Below are 5,268 nucleotides of genomic sequence, written 5' to 3' on the forward strand. Positions count from 1 at the left end.
CGGCTGTGATTCAGTTCAGCCGTTGATAGACCGTGTATTTGCTGAAACGGTTACGTTCATGGAACACGGTACACCTGCACAAAATTACGCCAGGATACCGACCAGCCCTTTTTCAAGCGCGGGTCGAACAAAAATCAATCTCTCTCTTACTTTCGATGATGGCCCTCATCCAGATTACACGCCACAACTGCTGGACATCCTGAAACGATATCACCAGCGAGCCACTTTTTTTGTGATTGGAGAGTTGGCAAAACAATATCCGGAATTAATCGAACGTATGATCGACGAAGGTCACGAAGTCGGAAACCACACGTTCACCCACAGTGAACCATCTCGAACATCAACGCGTCAATTTCTGGACGAAATTAATCTAACAAACCAACTGCTGCAACAGATCACAGGGCACACTCCCGATCTGGTACGCCCTCCGAAAGGTAAGCTGACGATCGGAAAATTGCTGGGACTCTGGCTCCAACGCCGAACGGTAGTCCTCTGGGATATCGACCCTCGTGATTATTTCATGACAACCCCTTCTCAAATGACAGACTGGTGTCGGCAATACACACCGCAGGAAGGAAACTTCTGCTTAATGCACGATAACCATCCCTACGCGATCGAGGCGGTGCGATATCTTTCTGAACATCCGGATTATCAAATCCAATCTCATATTGTCAGCCACTGGCTGTCACACAAAAGTTACCAATCCATTATCAATCAACGGGCTCGTGCCTGAAATTATATATTCGAGGAATTCCTTTCAATGTCCACAATAATTTCGCAGCCAATTGACTTACCAGACTCAGGCGAGCGGCCACTTCGATCTACAGAGAGGAAACGCCTGCTGCTGATCAGCTATCATTTCCCGCCTGTCGGAGGTGCGGGAGTACAAAGGCCAGTCAAGTTTGTCAAATACCTGCGCCAGTTTGGCTGGGACGTCAGTGTATTAATGGCCGCCAATCCTTCAGTCCCGGTGTTTGACAACAGTCTCCTGGTCGACATACCTGAAGACACTCATCTGGAAAAAACGCGAACCTGGGAACCGGACTATTCTCTCAAAAAAAATATGGCAACTCAAAAGAGAACTGGTCAGCCAACCGGCCTGCTTTCTCCGCTGAAAACAGCCTGCCGTAAAGTGATTAAAGCAGGCGCCGGTCTTTTACTGCAGCCCGATGCACAAATCCTCTGGTATCCGAACGCATTGAAAGCGGGAAAAAGACTGCTCAAAAACGTGCACCATGATGCGATCCTGGCAACTGCCCCTCCCTATTCCAATTTGATCCTGGCCAGCAAACTGAAAAAGATATTTGATTTACCTCTGGTTGCCGACTTCCGGGATGAATGGGACCTCAGTAGCAAGTATCTGGAAAACCATCAGCAGGATCATATTTCTCACCTGATCCAGACCAGGCTGCAGAAGTCGGTCATGAAAGCCTCGGATGCAATCGTTGCAACAACCCAGGCCAGTACGGAACGACTTTTGGACCGCGCACATCAGTTTGGCACCGATGCCATCGGAAAATGTATTTACAACGGATTTGACCTGGATGATTTTGAGTCACTGGATGAATGTCGTCATGCTCCCAGTAAGTCAAAACGATTCCGCATCGTTTATACGGGTACACTCTGGAATCTGACTACGGTTGAGCCGTTGATCAAAGCGATTGAATCGATCCACCAAGACAATCCGGAGATTCTAAGTAAACTGGAATTACAATTCATCGGTAGAAAAACACCGGAACAGCTGGCATTACTCGAACGAATTAATCAGACAGCCTGTACCCTCATCAACGAAGAATATTGTGCCCATCAGGAAGCATTAAAGAAAATGGCAGCCGCAGATGCCCTTTGTTTGCTGCTGAGTGATGTGGATGGCGCAAACCGTGTTGCGCCGGCAAAATTATTTGAATATCTGGCCATCAATCGTGAAATTTTATCGATCACCCCAGCCGGTGAAACCGCAGGTATTCTGCACGATTTCTGGCCTGCAGGAAATTTCCGTGCCGACGACACAGCTGGTATCGTCCGCTGGCTTAAAACTCGATTAACGGGACAGACTGCTTCTCCAATGTCAAATCCCGAAAAAATAAATCAGTTTAATCGGGAGTTTCAGGCAGGGCAATTGGCAGAATTACTGAATCTCCTGGTACGAAATCATGCCTGAGCAATCGGATTTCACAGGTGCTGTAAACCATCGGAAAACTAAGAAGTGAGCATTAGATGAAGTTCTGGGAAGATCTGAAAGCAAAATCAGAATGGTGCTACGGCTCGGTTTCTGCCCGCACCCTGCTGAAGACATGCCTGACGGATGGCACGATGGCCATGCTCTGGTATCGGCTGATGCAGTGGTCCAGTCGCTGGAAACTGGTCCCACTGGCCATGATTTTTAATAAATGCAACGCCATTTTCTGCCAGTGTATCATTGGACGGGGCGCAGATTTCGGCCGTCGTTTCGTGATCATTCACAGCCAGGGCATTGTAATTAACGGATCAGTCATCGCGGGTGATGATATCAAGCTGGAACACCAGGTGACCATTGGTGCAGAACGAAATATTTCCCCGGTTCTCGGCTCTGATATTTTCATCGGTGCGGGAGCAAAAATCATCGGCCCGGTTCAAATAGGCTCACATTCGAAAGTCGGTGCCAATGCTGTGGTGGTGAAAAACGTGGAATCTCACACAACAGTCGGAGGCATTCCGGCACGGGTCTTGAGAGTTCACTCCGAAAGTCCGTCGGTTAAACAGGACGAGGCAAACCGGACAGAGGCAGACACTCCTTATCATCAACATCAGAAAGGATCAGCGCTATGATGCCCATCCTGATCGAAATTTCATTCTGGAGTGCTATCGCACTCATCGCTTATACATACGCAGGTTATCCCCTGCTGGTCTGGCTGCTGTCGCGACGACAAGCTGCACATAATCCACATCAAACACTTGAAAAAGACGGAAATTCGGCCCCGAACTCCTTGCCTGCCGTCTCGATTGTGATCGCCGCTTACCGTGAAGAATCGGTTATTCTGGAGCGTCTCAACAATCTGGCAAAACTTGACTATCCGAGTGATAAACTGGAAATCTTGATTGGCTGCGATGGAAATTTAGACCTGACAGGCGAGCTCGTCAGCTCTTATAATGATGATCGAATTCGGCTCATCCAGTTTGAACAACGCCGCGGTAAAGCATCTGTTCTGAATGATTGTGTTCCCGAGGCACAAGGGGAAATCATTGTGTTTTCTGATGCGAACACACAGATGGATCCGCAATGCATTAAAGAGCTCGTGAAACACTTTCAGATCGAATCTATCGGCTGCGTCTGCGGACAACTCATTCTGGAAGATCAGGTCACAGGTAAAAATGTGGACGGCCTCTACTGGCGATACGAAAATTTCCTGAAACACTGTGAAAACAAACTGGGAGCAGTCCTGGGTGTGAATGGTGCTCTGTATGCACTTCGCAAAATACTTTATACCCCTATTCCATCGGATACCATTAATGACGACTTCCTGATCGGAATGCGAATTCATCTGGCTGGACACCAATTGATTTACGATGACAGGGCATTTGCATCCGAGGAAACAGCACCTACTGTCCAAGCCGAATTTCAGCGACGTTCCAGAATTGGTACCGGGGCTTTTCAAAGTCTGAAACAGTTAAAAGGACTTTTAAACCCGAAATATGGATACCTGGCCTTCGCTTTCTGGTCTCATAAGCTGCTGCGCTGGTTCTGCCCGGTCTTTATGGCTATCGCCCTGCTGGCCAATCTTTGCCTGTTAAACAATCCGATTTATCAGATCACCCTGATGGCACAAGGACTCTTTTATCTATCTGCGTTGGTCGGCATGAAATTTGTGACTGGGGGCCGCTATCTCACATTCTGTCGCCTCCCCGGAATGTTCGTCCAAATGAATCTGGCGTTAGCGCTCGGACTCTATCATTGGCTTTTCACCCGGCAAAACGGTACCTGGGAACGAACCGATCGCACCCATACAGTTGCACTACCTGTTGAATATCTTGAGTTCGCCGAAACAGAACTCATCCCCCAGGACTCGGAAACCTCACTGACAGAATTAACCCACTCTTCAAAAAGCTGATCTGTGATGACTTCATTCTCGATTATCTGTATTACCGTTTGCGTGATTGTAGCGGTTGGCCTTTCAGGTTGTCTTTATATGGCTATCCGCGCGCGGAATATGCAGTATTGGCTTCCCGGTTATTATCGTGCGAAAGAAAATAAAGACTCAGTCACCTTCAGTCCTGAGCAGCCTCGGCATATTTTTATCGCTGTCTGCGATCATTTCGAGCCAGAGTGGGGCAACCCGACCAATTCTGAAGCGCTGGCCCGCGTCGATCGCTGGTGCCAGGAGTATCCGGACCGATTTTCAAAATTCAGTGACTCACGCGGGCAGGTCCCGCAGCATACTTTTTTCTTTCCACAGGACCAGTATGCTCCCGAGTACCTCGATCGCCTGGCCGTACTCTGCAAACAAGGTTACGGCGATGTTGACGTGCATCTGCATCATGACCACGATACGGCGGAAGGGCTTCGCCAGAAGATGAACGAATTCCGCCAGACACTTTTTAATCGGCACGGATTGCTAAGAAAAGATCCGTTGACCGGAGAAATTCTGTACGGATTTATTCACGGCAACTGGGCGCTGTGCAATTCCCGCCCCGATGGTCGCTGGTGTGGAGTCGATAATGAAATTGAAATCCTTTTAGAAACGGGCTGTTACGCTGACCTCACGATGCCCTCTGCCCCCAGTAACACACAAACTCAGATCGTGAACAGTCTCTATTATGCAAAACATCGCCCGGGCGAACGCAAATCACACGATCAGGGTACGCTCGCTCGTGTCGGCCAGTCGCCTGAGCAGGATAGTCTCCTGATGATTCAGGGGCCTCTGCGACTCGACTGGAGTCAACGTAAATGGGGATGCCTGCCCCGGATTGAAAATTCCGATCTGCATGGTGGCCGCCCTGCAACCATAAATCGCCTTCAACACTGGCTGGCAGCGGACGTCCATGTGGCAGGTCGTCCCGACTGGACCTTTATCAAACTGCATACACATGGTGCCAAACCCGGAAATATCGATACCTTGCTGGGACCGGAAACGGAAGCCTTTCACTCCGCTCTTCGGCAGGAAGCAGACAGGCATCCGGAATGGAAATACTACTATGTCACAGCCTGGGAAATGGCTTCGTTAATTCATCAGGCGGAACAGGGGCAAACCGTTCCCGACTTCGAAGCCATCCATGCAGAGAAAAATTGTG

The 5,268-nt window shown here is 49.1% G+C and carries 5 protein-coding genes; all 5 read left to right on the plus strand.

Translation table 11 applies throughout. The features are described 5' to 3' along the window. The coding region (locus tag Q0294_RS07790; protein ID WP_366917922.1) for a polysaccharide deacetylase family protein at positions 1 to 733 on the plus strand (733 nt) is incomplete at its 5' end. A 27-nt stretch (positions 734 to 760) separates the two neighbouring features. Next, positions 761 to 2,161, plus strand: coding sequence for a hypothetical protein (locus tag Q0294_RS07795; RefSeq protein WP_299462908.1), 1,401 nt, complete (start codon positions 761 to 763; stop codon positions 2,159 to 2,161). Between the two features lie 56 nt (positions 2,162 to 2,217). Beyond that, entirely contained in the window at positions 2,218 to 2,808 is a 591-nt protein-coding gene (locus Q0294_RS07800) for a serine acetyltransferase (RefSeq protein WP_299462911.1), read from the plus strand. Continuing rightward, on the plus strand, positions 2,805 to 4,088 hold the full coding sequence (locus Q0294_RS07805; RefSeq protein WP_299462914.1) for a glycosyltransferase family 2 protein: 1,284 nt from the start codon (positions 2,805 to 2,807) through the stop codon (positions 4,086 to 4,088). Before Q0294_RS07800 ends, Q0294_RS07805 begins: the two co-directional genes overlap by 4 nt. Before the next feature lie 78 nt (positions 4,089 to 4,166). After that, positions 4,167 to 5,268 (plus strand): hypothetical protein (locus Q0294_RS07810; RefSeq protein WP_299462917.1); only part of this gene is annotated, 1,102 nt, incomplete at its 3' end.

This window comes from uncultured Gimesia sp. (genome assembly GCF_937919775.1).
GTDB lineage: Bacteria > Planctomycetota > Planctomycetia > Planctomycetales > Planctomycetaceae > Gimesia.